The sequence below is a fragment of the Helicobacter pylori oki112 genome (genome assembly GCF_000600085.1).
Taxonomy (GTDB): Bacteria; Campylobacterota; Campylobacteria; order Campylobacterales; family Helicobacteraceae; genus Helicobacter; species Helicobacter pylori_CY.
Map to the genome: position 1 here is coordinate 400,975 of NZ_CP006821.1, position 22,173 is coordinate 423,147.

Below are 22,173 nucleotides of genomic sequence, written 5' to 3' on the forward strand. Positions count from 1 at the left end.
AAGTGCCAATGAAAAATATCCGCAATTTTTCCATTATCGCTCACATTGACCATGGTAAAAGCACTTTAGCGGATTGTTTGATTTCTGAATGCAACGCTATCAGTAACAGAGAAATGAAGAGCCAAGTGATGGACACTATGGATATTGAAAAAGAAAGGGGCATTACGATTAAGGCTCAAAGCGTGCGCCTGAATTACACTTTTAAGGGGGAGGATTATGTTTTAAACCTCATTGACACCCCAGGGCATGTGGATTTTAGCTATGAAGTGTCTCGCTCTTTGTGTTCATGCGAAGGGGCGTTATTAGTGGTAGATGCCACTCAAGGCGTGGAAGCACAAACCATCGCCAACACTTATATCGCTTTAGATAACAATTTAGAAATTTTACCGGTGATCAATAAAATTGATTTGCCTAATGCGAATGTTTTAGAAGTCAAACAGGATATAGAAGACACGATAGGGATTGATTGTTTTAACGCTAATGAAGTGAGCGCTAAAGCTAAGCTTGGCATTAAAGATTTGTTAGAAAAAATCATTACGACCATTCCTGCCCCTAGCGGTGATTTTAACGCTCCCTTAAAAGCGCTCATTTATGATTCATGGTTTGACAATTATTTGGGGGCGCTAGCGTTAGTGCGTATCATGGATGGGAGCATCAACACCGAGCAAGAAATTTTAGTGATGGGGACGGGTAAAAAACACGGCGTTTTAGGGCTATACTACCCTAACCCTTTGAAAAAAATCCCTACTAAAAGTTTAGAATGCGGTGAGATTGGCATTGTGAGTTTAGGGCTAAAAAGCGTTACGGATATTGCGGTAGGCGACACGCTCACAGACGCTAAAAACCCTACCCCTAAACCCATTGAAGGCTTTATGCCGGCTAAACCCTTTGTTTTTGCGGGGCTTTACCCTATAGAAACGGACAGGTTTGAAGATTTAAGAGAAGCGTTATTGAAACTCCAGCTTAACGATTGCGCTTTAAATTTTGAGCCTGAAAGCTCTGTGGCGCTTGGCTTTGGCTTTAGGGTGGGCTTTTTAGGGCTATTGCACATGGAAGTGATTAAAGAAAGGCTAGAAAGGGAATTTGGCCTTAACCTCATCGCTACCGCTCCCACGGTGGTGTATGAAGTGCATTTAACGGATAATAGCATCAAATATGTCCAAAACCCTAGCGAATTGCCCCCTGAAAACCATATCGCTTGCATCAAAGAGCCTTTTGTGAGGGCGACAATCATCACGCCGAGTGAATTTTTGGGTAATTTAATGCAGCTATTGAACAATAAAAGAGGCATTCAAGAAAAAATGGAATATTTGAACCAATCTCGTGTCATGCTCACTTATTCCTTGCCGAGCAACGAAATTGTGATGGATTTTTATGACAAGCTCAAATCTTGCACTAAAGGGTATGCGAGCTTTGATTATGAGCCGATAGAAAACAGAGAAGCCCATTTAGTGAAGTTAGATGTGAGGGTGGCAGGCGATGTGGTGGATGCGCTTTCTATCATTATAGATAAAAACAAGGCGTATGAAAAGGGGCGAGCCTTAGTGGAAACGATGAAAGAGCTTATCCCAAGACAGCTTTTTGAAGTCGCTATCCAAGCGAGCGTGGGGAATAAAATCATCGCCAGAGAGACGATTAAATCTGTCGGTAAGAATGTAACGGCTAAGTGCTATGGGGGCGATATTACACGAAAAAGAAAACTCTTAGAAAAGCAAAAAGAGGGCAAGAAACGCATGAAAGCTATCGGTAAGGTGGAGCTTCCCCAAGAAGCGTTTTTAGCGATATTAAAGATTGATTAGAGCGTTTGATGAAAGTAGGCTCACTTTTTGCTGGGATTGGAGGGTTTGAATGCGCGTTTTTGCAAGCGGGCTTTGAAATTGGTTGGGCGAATGAATTGGACAAAGACGCATGCAACACTTATAGGGCTAATTTCAAACACAAGCTTTTAGAACAAGATATTAAAGATTTAAACCCCAATGAATTAGAAGATGTTGGGTTGATAAGTGCGGGGTTTCCTTGTCAAGCGTTCAGCATTGCCGGGTTGCAAAAAGGGCTTAATGATGAAAGAGGAGCGATTGTTATGGAAATGTTTCGCATCATTCAAGCCAAAAAACCTCAAGTTTTGTTATTAGAAAATGTAAAAAATTTAGTGAGCCATAATAAGGGGGAAACCTTAAAGTTTATTTTAGAAACTTTAAAAAACTTAGGCTATTTTGTCCATTATAAAATACTAAACACTTATGAATATTCTACTATACCACAAAATAGAGAGCGGGTTTATATTATAGGATTTTTAGATAAAAACCATTACAAGCGCTTTCATTTTCCTTTAAAAATCAATCACACGCAAAGCATTAAGGATTTGTTAGAAATAAAAGTGGGTGAGGAATTTTATTACAAGCAATATCGTTTTTATGAGACTTTAAAAAAAGAAATCACCAAAAGAGACACTTGCTACCAATGGCGTAGGCATTATGTGAGAGAAAATAAAAACAATCTTTGCCCCACTCTTACAGCCAACATGGGGACAGGAGGGCATAATGTGCCTTTAGTTTTAGATGAGCAAGGCATAAGAAAACTCACGCCTAAAGAATGTCTGAATTTTCAAGGTTTCGCTAAAGATTATGTTTTACCTAATACCACTAAAAGCAAACTTTATAAGCAAATTGGTAATTCTGTGAGTGTGCCTGTGATTAAAGCTTTAGCATTAGAAATTAAAAAGGTTGTTTATGGATAATCATACGCATCAAACTTGTGTCATCAATTTAACCGGTATTGACAAGGGGATTTTTCGCACAATGAATGGCAACGCTGATGAACTCATTGCTATAGGAAGGGTGATTAAAGCAGGATTTCCTTGCAGTAGAGTGGATGTTACAAACGCTAAATACGATGCTATTGTGGATCTAGGGGGAAAGCAGAAATTATTGAGGATACAGATTAAAGGCACAGGGGGAGATACTTTGAATTTTACAGGGGGCTATAGGAGTGGGGTTCAAATTGATAGGAATGCCCCCAAACGCACTTACAAATACACCAAAAAAGATTGCGATTTGATTTTAGGGATAGACACTCGCACGAGCGAATGCTATATTATCCCTATTGAAGACATACAAGAATGGGGCAATACAAAGAGTTTGTCGCAACTCCAACACTATAAAGAGAATTGGCAAATTTTGATTGACTTGGCGTTGGAGTAAAAATATAAAATCACATTTATAAATAAGAAAAAAAGATCCCTTTAGATATGCTAAAAAGGCACAATCAAATTAGAAAAGAATGACTTGCTCTTAAACCCTAATTTAGTGGAAGCAGAAAGAAAATTTTTACAAGCTTTTAAAATGGCTCTATCTTAAAATGAACGCTGATAATCAAGTGGGTAATCAAAAAGCTTGATTGGGGAAGGGAATTAGAGATCATTGCGATACTCTTTAACCATTACAGAGACGGCACCAACTATAGCGTCTCAAACCTTAATGGGAATATCCTACTACAAACGAGCTTAAAACGCAAGAGCCATAACAAGAAAAATGGGGGCGTTGCTTACAGAATACCACAATAAAGAGCGTTTTTAAACAACAAACGAAATAATTAAAATTGAATTATTGTTGAATAGTTAGCAACTATAAAGAGAAGCTTGCGTTACCGTCTACTTTGCAAGCGATTACAAAAGAAAAGGCATTTAATTCTTTAAACTCTTTTAAAACTAATCCTATATAAAAAAGATTAACAAGGCTTTTAAAAAGCATCATTAGGGAGTTAAGGTATCGTAAAAACCCTCCTATGGATTTTAAAATCGCCAAAAGTCTAAGCTTTTGTAGCGAGTTTGTTGATCGCTTCGGCGTTCATGTCGTCTTGGTGGGTTTTTAACACTTTAGAATACATGTCCAAAAAGCGGTTGATTTCAATCAAAGCACTCATTTCACGCACCGCATTGACATTGCTTTTTTCTAGCATGTATTGCCTTAACGCGCCAGAGTCAGAGACTTGATGGACGCCTTCGCCCTGATAAGTATAAAGGTTTTGCCCTATTTTTTTAAGGTTTTTAGGTTCGCTAAAACTCACTAAAGCTAACGCACCCGCTTGAATTTGGGCTTCATTATCCCTAAAAGTGATTCCGCCATTTTGATCCACTTCAATTTCAGCGTCAGGCATGAGCATGATCCCTCCTTTTTCGTTCAAGCCAGAGCGTGAAAGCACCCTAAAGCCATTAAGAGTAACTAAAGAGCCGTCTTTATCCACGCTAAAATGCCCGTCTCTGGTATAAGCGACGCCCTCATCAGTTTGTATCGCAAAATAGAGGTTAGGGCTTGTTAGGGCAAAATCTAGGGGGTTATTCGTCCCTTCAAACGCGCCAAGACTCCTATCCGTATAGATTTCTGATAAAATAGGCACACGATTGAGATTGCGGTTTAAATACTTCGCGCTCGCTTTGGTTTGATCCTCTAAGGGCAGTTGCTCTCGGTATTGTTGGTAAAGCCTTAAAAAATCGCCTGTAATCGCATCGTCTCTTTTAAAGCCATTGGTGTTTAAATTAGCTAAATTATTAGAGGTTAAATCCAAGCGGTTAAATTGTGTCGCCATAGCCCCAGTGGCCGCATAATACCCATTTTGCATGCGAATAATCCTTTTAAAAGGAAAAATTATAGCAAAAATTAAATAAAAACAGATTCATTCCAAATAGGTTTTTTTAGGGAATATGATAACCATAACCATAAAGATAACAATACTCAACATGACATAGCCCACAAACCCCACTTCAAAACCATGCTGTTTGAACTCTAACGCTACATAACTCGCGCTCCCTCCAAAAAGCGCATTGGCGATCGCATAGGCCAAACCCACGCCAAGCGCTCGCACATGTTCAGGGAATAATTCCGCTTTAATGACCCCAGCAATGCAAGTGTAAAAACTCATGCTGCTCAATGCGAGTATTTCATAAAATAGGGCTTCATACACGCTAGTGGCATGCTTGATACCATAAAAGACAACAGGCGTTACAATAAGCCCTGTGATAGCAAAAACCATCAGCATTTGGGTGCGTTTGATTTTGTCAGCCAGCATCCCACATAAGGGCTGTAAGAAGATGAAATAAGAGAGCGCTAAAAGCATGATGAAACTGCTTTCTTTAGGGCTGAATGATGAGCTGTTGGTTAAAAAGATTTTTAAATACACCGTAAAAGTATAAAAACACAAACTCCCTCCCATAGTTAGCCCAAAGACTATTATTAAGGCTTTTTTATGGTTGAGCAATTCCTTTAAACTGCCTCTTTGGGTTTCTTCTTTAATAGTGGTTTTGGAAGTTGTTTTGCTATCCATGGTTTCTTCCATGATATTTCTTAAAAAGAGCGAGAGTAGGGCTAATATGCCCCCTAAAGCGAATAAATAACGCCAAGCAAACGCGCTGATTTGCTCATGCGTGTAAATATTTTCAACGATAAAGAGTGAAAAAATCGCTAAGAGCTGCCCTCCAACTAAAGTTACATATTGAAAAGAGCCGTAAAAACCTTTTTTACCATTCTTGCCTAATTCAGAGAGGTAAGTAGCGACCACGCCGTATTCTCCTCCCACGCTAAAGCCTTGTAAAAGCCTGGCTAATAATAAAAACAAGAACGCCCATTCCCCTACGATTTCTTTAGTGGGGAGCAATGCGAGCATGAAAGAGCCTAGTGCCATAAGGATAATGGAATACACCATAGAAGTTTTACGCCCCTTTTTATCCCCCAATTTACCAAAAAACAAACTCCCCAAAGGGCGCATGAAAAACCCTAGCATAAAAACCAAAAAAGCTGAGATGAGTGCTAGAGTGGGGTCGTTCGTGTGGGTAAATTCCTTAGCGAAATAAGGCGCTAAGAACGCGTAAGCGTAAAAGTCATACCATTCCACTAAATTACCTGAACTAGCGGCTAAAAGGGATTTTAAGGGTTTTTTGGTGGCGGGTTGGGGGCTCATGGCTATCCTTGAATATGAAATTTTTAGGTAATTTTACTAAGAGTTAGGGAAACCACAGATAATATTTGATTAATAGGTTAAAGGATTATGGTGTTTGTGTGATTAAGGAAATCATTCTAATACCGTTTTTTTAAGAGATTATCGCTTGATTTTCGCAAGCTCTTTAAGATTGTTTTATTTGTTTTAAAAAACGCTTTCAACCCTTTTTAAAAGGTTAAAAGAATTTCGACACTTCAAAGTAAATGAAAATTGACATACTCCCCATAACTAAAGTTAGGGGATTCTGGTATCAACAAGGCTTGCATGCTAGGCATGTCTTACAGCCTCTACTCCAAGAGTGGATGCCCCCACTCTATGAATATTAATAGACGCATTTAAATCCCTGTCTAGTTCCAATCCACAATATTTGCAGTGGTATTCTCTTTCTTTATCTGTTTTGCCTAATTTTTTAATGTCTTTATTAAAGTTTTCATCAACAGATAAGCAATTAGAACAAGTCTTAGAGCTAGGATAAAATCTATCAATCTTAACGACATGAGCATTGTTTTCAAGGATTTTCACAAACTCGCTAAAAGCTAGATCGCTCACTTTTCTGCCCCAAAGTTTTTGCATAGATTTCATGTTCAAGTCTTCAATGAAAATATGGCTGTATTGTTTGGCTAGACTATTGGCGAGTTTGTAGAAAAAGTCCGTTCTTAGGTTTTTGATTTTTCTATGCAATCTAGCAAGTCTTAGTCTAGCTTTTAGGCGGTTATGGCTACCTCTTTTCTTTTTGGATAGAGAGCGGTTGCAAGCACGAATCAAAGGCAAATATTTAGAGAAAAATAAAGGCGATTCTATCTTAGTATTGTCAGATCCGGTTAAAAAAGTCCTTAACCCAAAGTCAAAGCCCACGCTTTTATCGCATGCGGTTTGCTTGTTAGGGTTATTTTCTAATTCACAGACTAGACACAAGAAATAATCGCCCATATTATCTCTTTTAATGGTTAGAGTTTTTACTTTCCCTATCAAAGCATAAGTTTTAATGAACTTATAGCTATAACCATTAAAAGAAACAACATTGTCTTTTATCTCAAACCCCACTCCCTTATTCAACCCTGTCTTTTTATCAACTTGGCTTTTGAAAGTGAAAGATTTGTAGTTGGCTACTTTTTTAAATCGTGGCAATTTGGCTTGTTTCTTAAAGAATTTTTTAAACGCTTTATCTATCCTTTCAGTTAAATCTTGCAGGGCTTGTGAGCCTAGTGTTTTTAAAAAAGCATAACGATGGGTCTTTTTCAATTTGGTGGTGTGTTTTTGCAAATCGTTAAGCTTTAAATACTTTTTGAAAAGTCTATAATAGCGTTTGTGCAAGGCAATGCAATGGTTATAAAACACGCCATAACGCCTTAATAGTGTGTCTATACGCCTATTCTTATCGTTCTTATAGAGCTTTTGTTTGTAGGTTATCAACATAACTTTTCCATTTTTCTTTTTGCTTAGGGCGGTTGCTGTTTTGTTGGTTTTATTATACATAAAAAAATAACTAATACAAGATATTCATAGTATTACTATCATTTTTATATCATATTAACGCTGATACGACTATTTCACATTGGCACGCCTAAAGGCCAATATCCAATGAAAACAAAGCCTAAAAATTTTGCAAAATCTCTCTGTTGCCTTTGGCGTTTCTTGGGGATAGAAAGCCTTGAGCTTCTAATTCGTCCGTAATGGTGGCGGCTTGGTTGTAGCCGATTTTTAATTGGCGTTGTAAAAAACTCGTAGAAGTGATCTTTTTTTCTAAGATCACCGCTTTAGCCCTTTCTAGAATGTCATCGCCTTGATAGTTAGGGGTGTCTAAAGGCATGCGCGATTCTTCTAGCAAGAAATCTTTATCATATTCCACTTCTTTTTGGGCTTTAATAAAATCCACGATTTTTTTGATCTCATCTTCAGTGGCAAAGGGGGCATGCAAGCGCACTAACCCGTTTGTTCCTGGGGGGGTAAAGAGCATATCGCCCCTTCCTAACAAGCTTTGCGCCCCATCGGTGTCTAAAATCACTTTAGAATCAATTTTAGTGCCTACCCTAAAACTCACCCTTGAAGGCAAATTGGTTTTAATCAAGCCGGTTACGACATCCACGCTTGGGCGTTGGGTCGCTACAATGAGGTGCAAACCGCTCGCACGCCCCATTTGAGCGATTCTAGCGATAGGAAACTCCGCTTCCTTGCCCCCTGTCATCATTAAATCCGCTAATTCATCAATCACCACAATCAAATAGGGGAACGCTTCAACGCCGTTATTTTCCGCCTGCTCATTATAAGAATCAATGGTTTTAACCTTGTATTCGCTCATTAAAGAATATCGGCGTTCCATTTCTTTAGCCACGCTTTGCAAAGCCCCGATAGCTTTTTTAGGGTCGGTGATAATGGGCGTGAGTAAATGAGGGATGTCCGCATAAATGCTAAATTCTACCATTTTGGGATCGATCATCACTAATTTGAGCTGATCGGGGGGGTTTTTATAAAGTAAGGATAAAATCATCGCATTCACGCCCACGCTCTTACCGCTTCCTGTTGTGCCGGCGATGAGCAAATGGGGGAGCTTTTTTAAATCCGTGATGAAAGGGTTACCCACAATGTCTTTGCCTAAAGCTAGAGTTAAGGGCGAGCTGGATTTTTGAAACAATTCGCTCTCTAAAATTTCTCTTAAATAAATAATTTGGCTTTGGCTGTTAGGGATTTCAATGCCAACGACATCTTTACCCTTAATAGGGGCTTGAATGCGGATGGATTCAGCGCATAAAGTCATCGCTAAATCATCGCTCAAGCCTAAAATACGGCTCACCTTAACGCTAGGGGCTGGGCGGAATTCAAAAGTGGTTACAATAGGGCCTGAATAAGTGCGGATAATATCGCCATCAATTTTAAAGGTGCGCAGCTTGCTCAATAGATCCTGGATTTTTTGGTCAATCTCGTTTTCGTCTAAAGAAGTGTCCTTCAAACAAACCGCATTCAATAATTGCGTGGTGGGAAGCTCATAATCTTTGGGTTTTTGCACTTCGCCATAATCCAATCCGTCTAATATCTCTTTATTTTCGCTCAATTCTTTAACCATAATGGGTTTTTTAGCACTTGTGGGGGTTATTATACTAAAGTTTGGAGCGTTTTGTGCCTCTTTTTCTTCTTTAAGATTTTCTTTTTCTTCTATATTTTCTTCTATATTTTCTTTTTGATTTTCTTTTTGATTTTCTTTTTGTGGGTTTTCCTGTGGGCTTTCTTGTAAATCATCTTCTTTTATGGGGTGGTTTGGGGCTTTGTGGTTTTCTGTTTTGTTGTCATTTTCTGTGTTGGGCACAGGTGCGGGCATGATAGATTTGGGCGTGGTGGGCGTAAGAGTTTCTTGTTTAGGCGTGGGTTCTCTTTCTTTAGTTTCTTGTTTAGTTTCTTTTAAAGTGGGGTTAGTGGGGTTTGATAAGTCATCAAATCGGTTTTTTTTAGGGTAAATGGTGTAATGGGTAGGGGGGTGGGAGGAAATTTGAACCAAGCCTTCTTGTGGCTCTGAATCGTTTAAAGTCGTGTTATAGGGGGTAGGGATCGCTAAAAACGGTTCTTCGTTAGGGGTTTTGTGGTTTTCATCAATGGGGTTTTCTTTGAGGTTTTCTTTTTCTTTGTCGTTGTTGGTTTCTTTTTTTTGAATATCTGGTGGGGTGTTTTCAAAACCCTCTTTTTTCAGGCTAAAATTAGGGATAAAGGCTTGTAAGCATTGTTGATAAATCTCTTTTAAAAGGCTTTGTGTTTTGTTTATATAAGGATAAAAAACGCTTTTAGGGGGCAGTTTGAATAAAATCAAATAAGAAATAACTACCATAAGCGTTATCAGTGCATAAAGCCCAAAGTCCCCTATAAAAGGGTGTAAAAACAAACGCGTGCTGTTGCCGATTTCCCCTTGATTCAATAGGCTAGATTGTAAAAAGAGCAAAGATAAAATGCCTAATAGATGCCCTAAAGTTTTTTCTAAAACGATTTCTGTAAAAGGGTTTTTAGTCTTGTATAAAAGGAATAAAACCCACGCTAAATAGGGTAAATTAATGAATGAAAGATACCCAAAATATTTTTTATTGAGTGCGGCAAACCACACCCCAAAACGCCCCACTAAACCGCTATTACCCAGCCATGAAGATAGGGTTAAAAACGCTAATAAAACCCCTATGATTAAAGCTAAATAAAGTTTTTTAGATTTCATCGGTTGCACATGTCTTTAAAAGAGCAATATTCACAATCTTTAGCCTCTGAAGTTTTTTCAAAATCAATTTCTTGCTTGAGTTTGGGGATAAGAGAAAATTCAAAATGATCCATTTTAGCCTGTAAAATAAGCTCATCTTCTTCTAGTAATTCGCCCTTTCTCAAATCATAAAAAAAGGCTTTTATAGGATCTTTGTAGCCCAGATTTTTAATGGCAAACGCATAGATAGCCATTTGATAATCGGTGCTGATTTGAGCGATTTCTATGGGGCTTAAGCCTCCTCTTTGTGTTTTACTCATGTTGTCTAATTTCAAATCGTTTTTGAATTTGTAATCCAATAAAATAATCTCATTGTCAGCCGTTTTGTCAATCCTGTCTATACGCCCTTTAAAAATAACGCCTTGAATGGTTGTTTCAAAGCTTTTTTCAAGATCAAGGATTTTGATTTTTGCATTAAAGCGTTCTTTTTCTTTAAGATAAAAAGCCTGGATTTTTTTGAGCGCTACAAGAGTGTCTAAACGCTCTTTAGGGGTAATGTTTTCTCTTGTTTCCAAGAGCCAAATGAGCCTCTCTTCTAACGCATAAGGGTTTTTGTCTTTTTCATAAGCTTCTTTTAAAAGTTCATGGAGCAAACTGCCCACAGCGCTATTACTTTCGTCTTTAGGGCTTTCTTTGAATCGCTTCATGTAGTGGTAGTAAAAACGGCGCTTGCAAGTTAAAAAAGCGTTTAATGAGCTAGCGCTAAAGCTAAAATCTTTAGGGATAGCGGCTTTGATTTCTTCTTCTTGGTAGTCTTTTAAAGGACTTGGTGCAAAAAGCGTGTAAGCGTCTTTGATAGGCTCTATATGCAAATTTAATTCCAAAAGCATATTAGAGACTTTTGAAGTTTCGCTCTCTATATAAGAAAGCGCTATTTCTTTAGAGTTTTTAAAGAGCTGGTAGTAATAGTGTTTTTGCAAATTTTTCTTATCGAATAAAGTGGGGAGGTTGAGCGATTTTCTTAAAGCAGAGTTTAAAAACAAATCGCAGTCTTTAAGGCTTGGCACGCAAGTTTCATTAAAATCTACAATAACGATTTTATCAAATTGCATGCCCCTTGTCTCTAAAGTGTCCATGACTCGTATTTTGCCCCCACTAGAATCGTCTAAGCGGAAGTTGGCTTCAAATTCTTGCAAATACAAATGCAATAAATCTTTAAGGCTGTAGTTTTTAAGCGCGTCTTTTAGAAGATAATACTGGTGCATGATTTGAGAATGCGCTTCTTTTAAGGGCGCTTTTTCTTTAGAGCTTTGTTGTTCTAAAAGCGGGAGCGTAATATTTTCTAAATCCAATAACGCAGACCCGCTTAAATTAAAATCGCTTGTTTGTAAATCTTCTAAGATTTTTACAAGCTCTGTATAATAAGGGCTGTTTTTAGCCCCTAATCCCATCGCAAAATTCAAATTGTTGTTTTGGTCTAAGAGTTTTAAAAAAGGCAAAAAATCCGCATTGGGCGTGATGATCGCCATTTTATTAGGATCGTTATCTTTTTGCAAATACTCTTCTATGGTTTGTAAAACTAAAGCGCCTTGTTTTAAATAACTGGAGTTAGCATAAAGCTTTGGTTCTATTTTTTGATCATTAAAAGTTTGAGAAAGGATCTTTTGGGTTTTAAAATCAATGGAATAATCGCAATCTGTTTCTAATTTGAGATTCAAAAATTCCAAAAATTTTTGATTGTATTTATCGCAAGATAGGTGTAAAGTGATAGGCACTAATTCGGCCACTTCTAATAAGCATTGCCTTTCAAAAACGCTCATAAAGCCGTCTAGATGCCATTCAATGGAGGAAAAATGCTCAAAAAATTCTTTTAAAATCGTGGGCTTTTTTTGCATGATTTTGTCATAAAAGCCTAATTTTTCTAGCTTTTTAATGTAACGATTATAAATCATTTCTAAGACTTCTAAATGCTTTTCATAATCCAAGTAAATGTCTTTAAAAGAAAGTTCATTGAGCTTGATACAAGCAGAACTTAACTCATCAAACAAATCAAACAAAAAAGAAGTGCTTTCCAAATACCCTAAAAAGCTGTTTTCAAAAAGCAAAAGCCCTTCAAGAATGGATTTTTTTTCTTTAGCGATGGCTTTAATGGTGTCTATCATTAAGATTTGGCGCGCGCTGTTAGGGATTTTCTTTTTATTGGGGATGTAAAAAGCCTGTTCAAAAAAATTCCCCATGCTCATTGCGCTAGGCAAAAACCCTTCGCCTTGCTCTAAATAGAAATGTTTTAAACGCCTGGTGGAGCTAAAAACAAATAGGGGGGTTTTTTCTAAAAAAAGTTTTTCTAAATTCATGCGTTGAGTAACCTTTTGGCTTGAATGGTAATGTTTTCAATGCTAAAGCCAAATTTTTCAAAGAGTTTATCGCCCTTTGCTGAGCTCCCAAAAGAATCCATGCCAATGATTTTATCCGCAAAACGATACCACTCTATCGCACGGCTCGCTTCAATGACTAAGACTTTACCCTTAAAGAGTTCTTTAAGATAGCTTTCATCTTGCTCTATCAATAGATCAAAGCAAGGCGTGCTCACCACTTGAGTGGGAATATTTTCTCGCTCTAAAATTTTAGCGCTCTCTAAAGCCAAAGAGACCTCGCTCCCGCTCGCAACGAGCGTGATAATGGGATCTCTAGAGTGGTGTTTAACATACGCCCCTTTTAAAACCTGCTCTTTAGAAACCTCATCAAGCACGGGCAAATTCTGGCGCGATAAAATAAGAGCGCTAGGGGCGTTCAAACTTAACGCTACTTGCATGCAAGCCGTATTTTCAAAAGCGTCGCTGGGTCTGAAAGCATAGAAATTGGGCAAAGCGCGTAAATGGCTCAATTGCTCTATGGGTTGGTGCGTCGCCCCGTCTTCGCCCACGCCAATGCTGTCATGCGTAAAGATGAAAAGGGCTTTTAATTTCATTAAAGCACTCAAACGAATGCTTGGCATTAAATAATCGCTAAACACAAAAAAGGTCGCGCAAAAAGGCACAAACAAGCCATACGCCGCTAAAGCGTTAGTGATAGCCCCCATGGCATGCTCTCTGATCCCAAAATGCAGGTTTTGCCCCAAAGGGAAATCGCCAGAGTGTTTTAAATGCGTGTTATTAGAGGGGGCTAAATCCGCACTTCCCCCTAAAAAGCTCTCGCATTCTTTAGCGATAGCGTTTAAAATCATGCCGTTACTCACTCTCGTGGCTAGAGATTCGCCTTTTTTAAAGGCGGGGTAATGGATGGCGTTAAAATCAAAATCCTTTAACGCATGGATTTTTTCTTTTGTTTTAGGGCTTAAGGATTTTTCCCATAAGGCTTCTAAACTAACGCCCCTAACTTTCACTTCTTCAAAATGCATTTTGTTTTTTGGGCTAATGATAAAGCTTTCATTAGGATTGATTTGAGCGTTTTCTTTGGATTGTTTTAACACTTCTTTGTTTAAAGGCGAACCATGCGTTTTTTCACTCCCCTCTAAGCCAATAGCCCCCTTACCAATAATCGTATGAGCGATTAAAAGCGTGGGTTTATGGGATTTTTTGGCTTCTTCTAAAGCATCATAAATCGCTTGATAGTCATGCCCATCGCATTCTAGCACTTCCCAATTTTGCGCCACAAACCGCATCTTAACCTGTTCGCTAAAACTAATATTGATAGCGCCTTCAATGCTGATCTGGTTGCTGTCATAAATCACAATGAGATTGTTCAGGTTGAGGTGCCCGGCTAAAGAAGCACTCTCATAGCTAATGCCTTCTTGCAAATCCCCATCCCCACACAAGCAATAGACTTTATGAGAAATGGCTTCTTTATCTAAAAGGTTTTGAGCGTATTGGCTCGCCATGCTAAAACCCACAGCGTTAGCAAAACCTTGCCCCAAAGGGCCTGTCGTAATCTCAATGCCTTCGGTGTGGTGCAATTCGGGATGTCCTGGGGTTTTAGAGTGTAATTGCCTGAAACGCTTTAAATCTTCTAAACTCAAATCAAAGCCCCACAAATGCAACAAACTATACGCTAACGCGCTCGCATGCCCTCCGCTAAAAACCAGCCTATCCCTATTGAGCCATTTAGGGTTAGTGGGGTTAAGGTTTAGGTGCAAGCTTAAAACCACCATCACATCAGCTAGCCCCAAGCATACGCCTGGATGCCCGCTATTAGCCTTATCTATCATGTCCGCACACAAAAAGCGAAGCACATTCGCCATGCTTTTTAATCGTTCTAAGTCAGCGTTACTCAATCGCATCAAATTTTTCCATTTTTAAGGTTTTTGAGAGTCATTTTAACACAAATTATCTCAAAATCTCTTTGGCTCTTAAGATGTCTTGTTGGATCTGATTTTTAAGCTCTTTTAATGAATTAAAACGCATGTTGTCTCGTATTTTTTGAACCCAACGCAAAGCGATTTCTTTGGGTGGGTTTTCTATGATGGTATCAAGAACATGGCATTCTATGGCGAAATTGTGATCGGTGCTTAAGCGATTGCCTATAAAACTCACGCTTTTTTGATAAATTGGATCTTTTATTTTCACTAAACTCGCATACACTCCAAAACTAGGGAGGATAAAATCTTTAGTTTTGATATTTAAAGTAGGCACTAATTCTTTATGCCCTAAGCCTTGATCGCTAATGACTTCCCCGCACACTTCATAAGGCCTGCCTAAGAGCTTGTTAGCTAAAGATAAGTCGCCATGACTTAGGGCTAGTTTGATGGTTTTAGAATGCACGCTAATCTCTTTTATTTTCACTTCAGGCACAATAATGGTTTTTTCAAAACGCTCTTTTAAAAATAAAGCGTCATTTTGCCTCCCATGCCCAAACCTGAAATCATAGCCCACCACTAGGCGTTCTAAATTGGGGAATTTCTTTTTTAAAAGCTCTAAAAAATCTAGGGCGTTTAATTGTGAGATCTCTTCTAAATACACAAAAAATAAAGGCATGCCCACGAGTTTAGCGCGGTATTTTAGGGGGGTTAAATAGCCTTTAGTGTAATGTTTTTTTTCTATGATTAAAAGGGCTTTGGGATCTTTTAATTCTTTAAAAAGGGCTTGATGCCCTAAATGCAGGCCGTCAAATTTACCGATAGCTAAGCTTTTAATCTCAGGCTCGCTTGAAATGGATAAAAAATTCAACATTCCCGTTTTTCCCTTTCATTAAGCTTTCTTGGATCTTTAAGATTTGAAAATCCTTTGTTTTTAAATGGTTTTTAAAGTTTTCTAAAGCGTTCAAAATGGCTTCTTTATCCATTACCACCCCCTTTTTATTGCGTTTTATTTTTCTATCCACTTCAAATTGCGGTTTGAAAAGCGCCAAAAATTCATCGCTTAAAGGCACAATCGCTTCTAAAATACAATATAAAGAAATAAAGCTCACATCACAAAGCACTAAATCAATTGTTTCTGGCGTTTTAAACCCTCTAATATCGCATTCTTCATAACATTCTATGCGCTGGTCGTTTTTCAAACCCTCATCTAATTGCATTTTCCCCACATCCACGCAAAGCACCTTTTTGGCCCCTTTTAAAAGAGCCACTTGACTAAAGCCCCCCTTGCTCGCTCCCACATCTAAAACCACCTTTCCCTTAAAATCCACGAAATGGGTTTCTAAAAAAGCCCCTAATTTTTCCCCAGCCCTGCTAACGAATAGATTTGGAGCGATGAGTTCAATTTGATCACCCTCTCTAACGATAAAAGAGGGTTTAGAAACCACCATTTTATTGACTAAAACCTGATTTTTTAAAACCAACGCTTTAGCTTTTTCTCTGCTATTTACTAAATGCTGGTTGAATAAGGCGTAATCTAAGCGCATTAAAATTGAGGTAAGGGGACTTGATAAGCGAAATTAAAAACAATCTTGCCTAAACTATAGGCATCAAGCTCTAGTTTGGCTTCTTGCACCGCTAAATAATCCAATTTGTTAAAAGCGAGCAAAAAAGCTCGGCTCCACCGGTTCGTGGTTTCTAAAATGCCATCAAATTCGTCTTTTGTGATTTCTCGCACCCATAATGGCTCTGAGCCTATAGGTTTTGTGCCAAAAAGTTCATAAGAAATATAGCCATCATCTATCCAGTCGTTATTTTGCGTGAAAATCTCCACTAAAAAATACTCATGATCATAGTAAGTGCCGCTATCCACATCGTTTAAATGCGTAGCGATAGCCGTGATGATAGGCACATTATCTTGGGTGATTTCGCCTTTCCTGCTGGCTTGGATCTTTTTTTCCAAAACTAAGTCTAGCGTGTAAGTGTCTTCATTAAAATTGCTCACACACCCCAAACAAAAGAATAAAAACACCAGAAGTGTTGAGAGATTTTTCAAACCCATTCCTTGCTAAAACCCATGCCATTTTTAGCTAAAATAAAACCTATATTATAACTAAAAGGGGGTTTTATGCCAAAAAAATGCCGACACTTGCTCCAAACCAGCGATTTAAGCCTAGATGAAATCAAGCTTTTATTAGAAAAAGCGAGCGTTTATGCGAACGATTTTAACGCCGTATCTTTAGAAACAAAAGAAAAAATGCAAAATAAAATCATCGTGGCTTTATTTTTTGAAAATTCCACCCGAACGGTGTCTAGTTTTGAAATCGCAAGCCTAAGATTGGGGGCAAAAATAGTGAAATTAAACATGCAAACAAGCTCCACTTCAAAGGGTGAAACTTTGATAGACACTTTTAAAAATATCCATGCCATGCAGCCTGACGCTATCATCACACGGCATGCTTTTTCAAGCGCGCCTTTTAAATTAGCCGAATTTTCACAATGCCCCTTGATTAACGCAGGAAGCGGCACAAGCGCTCATCCTACCCAAGCGTTATTAGACTTGCTCACCCTTTATCAGCATTTTGGCAGTTTAGAAAATCTAAAAGGGAAGAAAATCGCTTTCATAGGCGATGTGAAAAATTCAAGAGTGGCTAATAGCAACATTAAATTGCTCCAAAGGCTAGGGCTTGAGATCATGCTGTGCGCTCCAAGCTCCATGCTCCCTATCACTCCTTTAAAAACGACGCATAACATTGAAGAAGCGATAGGATTTGCTGACATCTTAATGAGTTTGAGAACCCAAACCGAACGGCACAACGCGCCCATTTTTGCGAGCTTGAAAGATTATGGCAACGCTTATTGCATCACCCAACAACGCCTAGAGGCTCATGCTAAAAATAAAGAGATCATTATTTTACACCCAGGCCCGGTGCATAGGGATATTGATATAGAAAGTGCGGTGTTAGAAGACAAGCGATCCAAAGTCTTAGAGCAAGTCAAAAATGGCGTAGCAATGCGCATGGCGGTGTTGGAGTTTTTGCTATTAGATTGATTATCAAACTTAAAAATGCTTTTTGGCATTTTTTTAAAAAATGGGTTTGGTTGTAAAACGGTGCAAAAATCCTACTTTGATTAAGTTTTGATTTACTTTATCTCATTTTATGATGAAACTAAAAAAATTTCGTTATAATCCAAAATAGTTGAGTTAATTAAAAGTAAATAAATAGCTTGATTATACTTCTTTGTTTTTAGATCAGTTAAGAATTGTAGTCTTTAAGATATATTGGCTATTAAAAGGAAAAAAATGAAAAATAGCACGCCTTTAAAGAATAAAGTTTTTTGCGGGTTATATGTTTTAAGTTTAAGCGCTTCTTTGCAAGCGTTTGATTATAAAATTGAAGTTTTAGCGGAGTCCTTTTCTAAAGTTGGCTTTAATAAAAAAAAGATTGATATTTCTAGGGGGATTTATCCTACAGAGACTTTTGTAACCGCTGTAGGGCAGGGCAATATCTATGCGGATTTTTTATCCAAAGGCCTTAAAGATCAAGGGCATGTTTTAGAGGGAAAAGTCGGTGGCACGCTAGGAGGGGTCGCTTATGATAGCACGAAATTCAATCAAGGCGGATCGGTTATTTATAACTACATCGGTTATTGGGATGGCTATTTAGGGGGTAAAAGAGCCTTGCTGGATGGCACGAGTATCCATGAGTGCGCGCTTGGATCTGATGGCAAGGTGATTGATTCTATAGCGTGCGGGAACGCTAGGGCCAATAAAATCCGCCGTAATTACTTGATGAATAACGCTTTTTTAGAATACCGCTATAAGGATATTTTTACGGCTAAAGGAGGGCGTTATCAATCCAATGCTCCTTACATGAGCGGTTACACGCAAGGCTTTGAAATCAGCGCTAAAGTTAAGGATAAAAATGAGGGAAGCCACAAATTATGGTGGTTTAGCTCATGGGGTAGGGCGTTCGCTTATGGGGAGTGGATTTATGATTTTTACTCTCCAAGAACCGTGATTAAAAACGGGCGCACTTTGAATTATGGTATCCATTTAGTGAACTACACCTATGAAAGAAAAGGGGTTAGCGTCAGCCCTTTTTTCCAATTTTCGCCTGGGACTTATTATAGCCCTGGGGTGGTTGTAGGCTATGATAGTAATCCTAATTTTGATGGCGTGGGCTTTAGATCCGAAACAAAAGCTTATATTTTGCTCCCTGTCCATGCCCCCTTAAGAAGAGATACTTATCGTTACGCTGTGAAAGCTGGCACTGCTGGGCAAAGCTTGCTCATTAGGCAACGATTTGATTACAATGAATTTAATTTCGGGGGAGCGTTTTATAAAGTGTGGAAAAACGCAAACGCTTACATCGGCACGACAGGAAACCCTTTAGGCATTGATTTTTGGACCAATAGCGTTTATGATATAGGGCAAGCCTTAAGCCATGTGGTAACCGCTGATGCCGTCTCTGGCTGGGTTTTTGGTGGGGGCGTGCATAAAAAGTGGCTGTGGGGGACTTTATGGCGTTGGACTAGCGGTGCTTTAGCCAATGAAGCGAGCGCGGCTGTTAATGTGGGCTATAAGATCAGTAAGAGTTTGACAGCGAGCGTGAAATTAGAATATTTGGGCGTGATGACGCATGCAGGCTTTATGGTAGGGAGTTACAGGCCCACGCCCGGCTCTAAAGCGCTTTATTCAGACAGGAGTCATTTGATGACAACTCTTAGCGCTAAATTCTAATTAATCGCTTTAAGCTGTTTATTAAAGCGTTAAAAATCCCTTAATAAAAACACTATAATACGAGTTTAATCAAATCCATAAGGTTAAACATTTGAAACTCTTTTTCAGGCGTTATTCTAAATACCTTAAAGAGCATTATAAAAGTTTTATAGTGGTTTTATTTTCTTCTTTAGTGGTGGCTTTAAGCACGGCTTGGGGGACTTATTTAGTCAAGCCCACTTTAGATGAAATTTTTATCAATAAAGACACTCACATGCTCAAAATCCTGCCTTTTTTAGTGATTTTGGCGTATTTGGGTAAGAGTGGGGGCATGTATTTAGGCACTTATTTCACTAACTTTATTGGGCTTGATATTGTCAAAAAAATACGCAACACCATGTTAGAAAGCCTTCTAAAAATGGAAATGGATTTTTTTAACAGGACTAAAAAGGGCGAATTGATCGCAAGGATCACCAATGACATAGGTTTGATTAGAGCGAGTTTGTCCAATTACCTTTCAGAGAGCCTAAGAGAGGGGCTAACGATTGTGGGGTTAGTGGGGGTGGTGATCTATCAAAGCCCTAAATTAGCATTAGTGGGGCTAGTGATCATGCCGCTAGCTGCTATTCCTATCAGCAAAATCATTCGTAAGGTTAAAAAACTCGCTAAATCCCACCAAGAGAGTAACGCCAAAATCACCGCTCGTTTGAGCGAAGTCTTTAACAATGTGGAAGCGATTAAAATCTCTAATGGCGAAAAATTAGAGCATAAGGCTTTTGTGAAAGAAAATGAAGCGTTTTTTAAAATCGGTATCAAAAACATCGCCGTGGCTGAAATTTCTTCGCCTTTAATGGAGTTTTTAGGCTCTATCGCTATAGCGCTAGTGATTTATTTAGGGGGGAATGAAGTGATTAGGGGCCATATTAGCGTGGGGGCGTTTTTTTCTTTCATCACGGCCCTTTTTATGCTCTATACGCCGATCAAACGCTTAACCAGGATTGTTTCTAATTTTCAAGAAGCCTTAGTCGCTAGCGACAGGATCCATGAGATTTTAGAAAGAGAGCCGGCTATTGTTGATGGGGAATTGACGCTAGATGACGCTATACACACCATAGAATTTAAAAAGGTATGGCTCGCTTATGCACTAGACAATCAAGAGCGTTATGTTTTAAGCGATATTAGTTTGAAATTCCAACAAAATGAAATCATCGCTCTAAAAGGCGAAAGCGGGAGCGGTAAAAGCTCATTAGTGAATCTGATTTTACGCCTTTATGAGCCAAGCAGGGGCGAAATTTTCATCAATGATCAAAAAATAGAGAGCATCACTCAAAAATCCTTGAGGGAAAAGATTAGCGTTGTCACTCAAAGGGTGTTTATTTTTAACGGGAGCGTGGCTGAAAATGTGGCGTATGGTTTAGAGATTGATGAGGTGAAAATCAAAGAATGCCTAAAAAAAGCTCAAGCCTTAGATTTTGTGGAAAAAATGCCTCATGGGATAGAGAGCGTTTTAGATGAATTTGGCGCTAATCTTAGCGGCGGCCAACGCCAAAGAATCGCCATTGCAAGAGCTTTGTATAAAGACGCTCAAGTTTTAATCTTTGATGAAGCCACTTCCGCTTTAGACAATCACACAGAAGAGAGCGTTAAACAAAGCATTTTAGAATTGAAACAAAACCGCTTGATCATTCTCATCTCGCACAACCCAAGCACGCTTAAATTAGCCACTAAGCATGTGAAATTAGAGCATGGGCGTTTGATAGAATGCTAAGGGTTTTAAGCGTTGGTGTTATTTTTATTTTACTAGGGTGTCAGTTTTTCAACAACACGACTCTGCATTTAAAATATAAAAATTACCCCAAAAACAGCCCTTTAAAAACCGCTTTTACTTTAACCCCCCCTAAAATCTTTTTTAACGCTCATTTTGTGCCGCACTTTTACCAAAAAGAATTTAAAAAAGCACTCACCCAGCAAATCGCTTATTTTTTAAAAGATAAAAGCGCTTTCACTTTCAATGTTTCAGGCAATGTTTTTTTTTCTTTTGAAGAGAGTCCTAAAGATTTAAAAGCCATTAAAGAAAGGCTTAAAAAGACGATTGAGCCTAACGCTGATCCAAAATCCGTCATGCGTTTTTTAAACCTTCAAGCGAGCTTGATTTTAGAATGCACTCCGCAAACCACTTGCCCGTTTGACACCCTTTTAATCCCCACCGCTTTCAGCGTGCCTGTTTATTACGCTAATCGTTTGGGCGATAACCCCTCTCTTTTTTCCCAAGAGGACAAATCCTATCATAACGCTTTAATCAAGGCCCTTAATAAGGCTTACTATTCTCTTATGGAGGGTTTAGAAAAGCGTTTGAACGCTATAGAAAATGCAGAGTGGCTTTAAGGCATGAAAAAGATTGTATTTTTTATTTTTGTCATTTTGTTTTCGGTAGGGATTTATTTAATTTGGCATGTTGTATTGGAAAAAGCCTTAGAATTGAAATTAGCTACTTCAGCTAATGATTTGCTTTTAAAATTGTTCGCGCTTCTTGGCGTTTTTTCCATATTAGTGCTTTTTCAAGGCGTTATTTCTTCGTATAAGAAGCGCCAACTCAAACGCATTTTGCAAAAAATAGACGCCATGAACGGCTTTGAATTTGAAGAATATTCCAAAATCTTTTTCACTTCAAAGGGTTTTGAAGTTACAATCACTCAAAAAAGCGGCGATTATGGAGCGGATTTGATTGTAGAAAAAGACGGCGTCAAATGGGCGGTTCAAGCCAAACGCTACTCGCACAAAGTTTCACCCAAAGCCATTCAAGAGGTGGTCTCTTCTAAAGCTTACTACGCTTGCGAAAAAGCTTGCGTGATCACCAACAGCTACTTCACGCAGGCCGCTCAAAAATTGGCTCAAGCTAACGAAGTGCTTTTGATTGATAGAGACGAATGGATCAAATTTTTGGGTGGGAAAAACTAATCCAAATAGGACAATTTATATAATGCTTTTATTTTTATGATT

Annotated in this window: 17 protein-coding genes and 2 pseudogenes; 9 read left to right on the forward strand and 10 right to left on the reverse strand. The window is 38.6% G+C overall.

Annotation, left to right across the window (positions count from 1 at the left end):
- The first annotated feature begins 8 nt into the window (after positions 1-8).
- From lepA to HPOKI112_RS08595, 4 genes and pseudogenes are all read left to right on the forward strand, one after another.
- On the forward strand, positions 9-1,799 hold the full coding sequence (gene lepA / locus HPOKI112_RS01945) for a translation elongation factor 4 (protein WP_025309668.1): 1,791 nt from the start codon (positions 9-11) through the stop codon (positions 1,797-1,799).
- An 8-nt stretch (positions 1,800-1,807) separates the two neighbouring features.
- Positions 1,808-2,737, forward strand: coding sequence for a DNA cytosine methyltransferase (gene dcm, locus HPOKI112_RS01950; RefSeq protein ID WP_025276721.1), 930 nt, complete (start codon positions 1,808-1,810; stop codon positions 2,735-2,737).
- Positions 2,738-2,798: 61 nt separating this feature from the next.
- Complete coding sequence (locus HPOKI112_RS08305) at positions 2,799-3,200, forward strand: group I intron-associated PD-(D/E)XK endonuclease (RefSeq protein WP_157819905.1); 402 nt, start codon at positions 2,799-2,801, stop codon at positions 3,198-3,200.
- A 164-nt stretch (positions 3,201-3,364) separates the two neighbouring features.
- Positions 3,365-3,595: pseudogene (locus HPOKI112_RS08595) on the forward strand (hypothetical protein).
- A 212-nt stretch (positions 3,596-3,807) separates the two neighbouring features.
- On the opposite strand, the gene HPOKI112_RS01970 reads toward HPOKI112_RS08595, so the two are convergent.
- From HPOKI112_RS01970 to HPOKI112_RS02010, 10 genes and pseudogenes are all read right to left on the reverse strand, one after another.
- Positions 3,808-4,617, reverse strand: coding sequence for a flagellar hook-basal body protein (locus HPOKI112_RS01970; protein WP_025276723.1), 810 nt, complete (start codon positions 4,615-4,617; stop codon positions 3,808-3,810).
- A gap of 54 nt (positions 4,618-4,671) precedes the next feature.
- Positions 4,672-5,952 (reverse strand): MFS transporter, encoded by a 1,281-nt coding sequence (locus HPOKI112_RS01975; protein ID WP_025275705.1) that lies wholly within the window; start codon positions 5,950-5,952, stop codon positions 4,672-4,674.
- Between the two features lie 306 nt (positions 5,953-6,258).
- Positions 6,259-7,407: an RNA-guided endonuclease InsQ/TnpB family protein gene (locus HPOKI112_RS01980; protein WP_025275706.1), complete on the reverse strand. Its 1,149-nt coding sequence runs from the start codon at positions 7,405-7,407 to the stop codon at positions 6,259-6,261.
- Positions 7,376-7,456 (reverse strand): annotated as a pseudogene (locus HPOKI112_RS08655) (IS200/IS605 family transposase); the annotation flags it as partial. The gene HPOKI112_RS01980 and the pseudogene HPOKI112_RS08655, both read right to left, overlap by 32 nt.
- 129 nt (positions 7,457-7,585) lie before the next feature.
- On the reverse strand, positions 7,586-10,180 hold the full coding sequence (locus tag HPOKI112_RS01985; protein WP_025275707.1) for a DNA translocase FtsK: 2,595 nt from the start codon (positions 10,178-10,180) through the stop codon (positions 7,586-7,588).
- Positions 10,177-12,513: an ATP-dependent deoxyribonuclease AddB gene (gene addB / locus HPOKI112_RS01990; RefSeq protein ID WP_025275708.1), complete on the reverse strand. Its 2,337-nt coding sequence runs from the start codon at positions 12,511-12,513 to the stop codon at positions 10,177-10,179. The genes HPOKI112_RS01985 and addB overlap by 4 nt, the downstream gene beginning before the upstream one ends.
- Complete coding sequence (gene tkt / locus HPOKI112_RS01995; protein WP_025275709.1) at positions 12,510-14,435, reverse strand: transketolase; 1,926 nt, start codon at positions 14,433-14,435, stop codon at positions 12,510-12,512. Before tkt ends, addB begins: the two co-directional genes overlap by 4 nt.
- A gap of 46 nt (positions 14,436-14,481) precedes the next feature.
- Complete coding sequence (locus HPOKI112_RS02000; protein WP_025275710.1) at positions 14,482-15,324, reverse strand: bifunctional riboflavin kinase/FAD synthetase; 843 nt, start codon at positions 15,322-15,324, stop codon at positions 14,482-14,484.
- Positions 15,290-15,997: a 23S rRNA (cytidine-2'-O)-methyltransferase TlyA gene (tlyA, locus tag HPOKI112_RS02005; protein WP_025309669.1), complete on the reverse strand. Its 708-nt coding sequence runs from the start codon at positions 15,995-15,997 to the stop codon at positions 15,290-15,292. Before tlyA ends, HPOKI112_RS02000 begins: the two co-directional genes overlap by 35 nt.
- Positions 15,997-16,512 (reverse strand): hypothetical protein, encoded by a 516-nt coding sequence (locus HPOKI112_RS02010; RefSeq protein ID WP_000523527.1) that lies wholly within the window; start codon positions 16,510-16,512, stop codon positions 15,997-15,999. The genes tlyA and HPOKI112_RS02010 overlap by 1 nt, the downstream gene beginning before the upstream one ends.
- 66 nt (positions 16,513-16,578) lie before the next feature.
- On the opposite strand from HPOKI112_RS02010, the gene pyrB reads away from it, so the two are divergent.
- The 5 genes from pyrB to HPOKI112_RS02035 all read left to right on the forward strand — a co-directional run bounded on the left by pyrB (position 16,579) and on the right by HPOKI112_RS02035 (position 22,131).
- Positions 16,579-17,502 (forward strand): aspartate carbamoyltransferase, encoded by a 924-nt coding sequence (gene pyrB, locus HPOKI112_RS02015; protein ID WP_025309670.1) that lies wholly within the window; start codon positions 16,579-16,581, stop codon positions 17,500-17,502.
- A 252-nt stretch (positions 17,503-17,754) separates the two neighbouring features.
- The gene (gene hofB, locus HPOKI112_RS02020) at positions 17,755-19,194 is read left to right on the forward strand and encodes an outer membrane beta-barrel protein HofB (protein WP_025309671.1); all 1,440 of its coding nucleotides are present in this window, start codon (positions 17,755-17,757) and stop codon (positions 19,192-19,194) included.
- Between the two features lie 91 nt (positions 19,195-19,285).
- Positions 19,286-20,941: an ABC transporter ATP-binding protein gene (locus tag HPOKI112_RS02025; protein WP_025275714.1), complete on the forward strand. Its 1,656-nt coding sequence runs from the start codon at positions 19,286-19,288 to the stop codon at positions 20,939-20,941.
- Complete coding sequence (locus HPOKI112_RS02030; RefSeq protein WP_025275715.1) at positions 20,935-21,558, forward strand: neuraminyllactose-binding hemagglutinin family protein; 624 nt, start codon at positions 20,935-20,937, stop codon at positions 21,556-21,558. The genes HPOKI112_RS02025 and HPOKI112_RS02030 overlap by 7 nt, the downstream gene beginning before the upstream one ends.
- Positions 21,559-21,561: 3 nt before the next feature.
- The gene (locus HPOKI112_RS02035) at positions 21,562-22,131 is read left to right on the forward strand and encodes a restriction endonuclease (protein WP_025275716.1); all 570 of its coding nucleotides are present in this window, start codon (positions 21,562-21,564) and stop codon (positions 22,129-22,131) included.
- Positions 22,132-22,173: the final 42 nt, after the last annotated feature.